The sequence below is a fragment of the Cyanobium sp. NIVA-CYA 375 genome (genome assembly GCF_056108345.1).
Map to the genome: position 1 here is coordinate 1 of NZ_JBSYHW010000217.1, position 1,200 is coordinate 1,200.

The window sequence follows — 1,200 nt, forward strand, 5'->3', positions numbered from 1 at the left end:
CCAATGAGCTGATATCCGATCAATTCATAAAGAATATCGATATCGACAGCTTCAAAGTTCAGCTGTCAAGCAATCTCCTTAATCCTCAGAACGGGAGCTTCGACATAAACTATGCGACCATCGGACGCAAGGACAATTCCAGTCTTATCTCCGCTGTAATGCCAAATCAGCCAACTCTAAAACTTGCCGGCTCAGGCCAAGAGAATGATCGGCATTCGCTGCAAACAAATGCAAACATATACTCGTCAAAGAAAAATGACTACCTGACAACATCTGTATCTTTTCATCTTGTAAGGCGCACACCCGCCGCCCTGTTGATGATCGTCACACCGCTTCTATTGATCCTTCTGACGACCATCATCGGTTTTCATTGGAGGGAGAGCAGCCCGGCTAGTCGATTTGGAGCTTCGGGTCTGCTCGCGGCAGTAAGCCTTTATTTTGCCTCCCGCGTGTTTCGGCCGGCCGTGGATTATCTTGTATTCAGCGATATCTGGTTTCTTCTTGATTACGTCGCAATTACCGCAAACAGCATACTGCTGGTGTGGTTATTTCGCTTCTATAAACATCGTTCTGAGATCAAGCGCGGAGGAGAGGCCCTTGCTCCACTGTCGAAAATAGAATATAGGCTCACCATGCTCAATGCCTTCGTTGTCATCGCAGTCCTAGTAATTCTTTTTGTGATTAGTCACAGAATGCTGCAGCCACCTTCAATCCCTGTGGGATTTCTAGCGGGCAATTCCAATAGCGAAGACTTCGGGACCAGCATAGTCAAAGTCATCGAACGCCATGAACTTCTGCCTTCTTTCTATCTTCTGCAAATCTCTCCAGAATGAGCCCATCATGATTCCTGAGGGCATATCTATTCATGTCGCCGGTTTTGTTTTCAATCATTGCGAGGAGATGGGCCTTGGCTCATTACCCGATTCGCCAACCACGCTTCAACTAAGTGATCTGTGATGATGGCAGGATAGCGGCTAATAATGGCAAACAATCTCCCGGCCCTGAAGCCTTCTTATGTGGCCGCGACCAAGAAAACTACGACTGGATGAGTTACGTCTCCGAAGAAGCCCTGGAGAGAGTAGTAGGAGGCTTCAGACAGGCTTTTGGTCCGTCAATTGGAAATAACGCCAGGCGCAGGGTGTCGCGGGAGCCGAGCAGATCGGCATTGCCCTCAGCCAGAAGCAGATCACGCAGGGTGCT

At 48.8% G+C, this 1,200-nt stretch carries 1 protein-coding gene; it reads left to right on the forward strand.

What is annotated here, in order from left to right:
* A partial coding sequence (locus AC01FP_RS17660; protein ID WP_474482032.1) for a hypothetical protein occupies window positions 1–833 on the forward strand: 833 nt, incomplete at its 5' end.
* Window positions 834–1,200: the final 367 nt, after the last annotated feature.